This window comes from Soehngenia saccharolytica DSM 12858, assembly GCF_059568515.1.
On the sequence record NZ_JCANTN010000066.1, the window covers coordinates 1 to 1813 of the forward strand.

Genomic DNA, 1813 nt, shown 5'->3' on the forward strand with positions numbered 1-1813 from the left:
TTCTGTTTATTGTCGTTGATAACATTATAACAGAGAAGCTCTCATGAGCGTTGTTTTTTTAGTTGTGTTTCATTTAATTATACAATTCGCCTTAATATTAATTATTCTTTAAATTTATCTAATACGTACATCGCAATATTTCTTGAGTGATCAGACACTCTTTCCAAATTGCTTATTACATCTAAAAATACTACTCCTGCACCGGTACTACACAGCATTTGATTGAGTCTCTCAATGTGATTGGCTCTGTTTTGTTTTTCAAGTCTATCTACCTCATCCTCTAAGGCTAAAACTTGTCTAGCCAAGTTTTCATCTATATCTTTATACGACAACATGGCAGTGTCGAATACTTTCTTGCAGAGCTCAAACATTTCAGTAAGTTCTTTTACTGCTTCCGGGGTGAAATAAATGTTATTTTCATATTTGAATAGCGCTTGTTCTGTTATATTTTCAACGTGGTCTCCTACTCTTTCAATATCTCCGATTACATAAAGCATTGCATTTATATCTGTATGTTGCTCATCTGAAAGTGGAGCATTAGAAAGTGCAACTAGATACTCGGTTATTTCTCTTTGAATCTTATTGATTATTTGCTCCTTCTCAAGAATAGAGTCTACATCATCAATTTTATCTTCTATTATTACTCTCTGGCATGCAGAAAGGTTGTCCTGAACTAATTCTCCCATTCTTAAGGTCTCTTTTTTTGCTTGTGCCAATGCTATTGAAGGTGTTTGTATGATACGTTTATCTAAGTATATAGCTTCAGCTACTTCGACTTCATCTCCGCCAGGAACTAACTTTTCAGCTGCTTTTACCAATAAATTCGCAAACGGCAGCAAGGCCATTACATTGATGACATTAAAAAACGTATGTGCATTAGCTATTTGTCTTGTAACATCATTAGGCGATATGTACACAACTAATTTTTTGATAGGGTAGCTCAACAAGCTCATAAATAGAATCGTTCCAACAACATTGAATAGGAAGTGAATTACAGCAGCTCTCTTAGCTGTCTTATTAGCACCAACACTTGATATTAATGCTGTTGTTGTTGTCCCAATATTACTTCCAAAAAGAATTGGCAATGATATCCCTATCGTAACCAAACCTTCTTTTGCTAAAGCTTCTAACAACCCAATGGATGCGGAACTGCTCTGTACTAATGTAGTTATGCCTAACCCTACTAGCATGCCAAGTATTGGATTGTTTAAACTAGTTATTATTCTAGTGAATGCAGGTAATTCAGCTAATGGTTTTAGCCCACTACTCATCATACCCATTCCAATAAAAAGTATTCCAAAACCAATCAATATTTCAGCGTATGATTTTGCATTTTTGTTTTTTGCTATCAACCAGATTGCGACTCCTAAAGCTACTGCGATTGGAGCTATATCAGATAAGTCAAAAGCTATTAATTGAGCTGTTACTGTTGTCCCAATATTCGCACCCATTATAACTCCAACAGCTTGCGGAAGTGTCATAAGTCCAGCATTTACAAAACCTATTACCATTACTGTAGTAGCACTACTGCTCTGAATTATCATAGTTACTACTGTACCGACTAAAACTCCCATGAGTCTATTGGTAGTCAATGCTTCTATTATAGATTTAAGTCTGTTTCCAGCAGCTTTTTCTAATCCGCTACCCATAATAGTCATGCCATAAAGAAACATTCCCAATCCCCCAAGGACAGGGATCATTAAACTCATAATTTTTGTATCCTCCTTGTACAATATAGTTATAATCAAATTACAGTTTTCCACTGTAATAATTATCAATTTCTTAAATAATAATATAGTCTTCTTTTCTAATC

Annotated in this window: 1 protein-coding gene; it reads right to left on the reverse strand. The window is 34.7% G+C overall.

Translation table 11 applies throughout. The annotated features are described in order from the left end of the window. Positions 1-101 precede the first annotated feature (101 nt). Positions 102-1813 (reverse strand): Na/Pi cotransporter family protein (locus BO51_RS10055; protein WP_496486305.1); only part of this gene is annotated, 1712 nt, incomplete at its 5' end.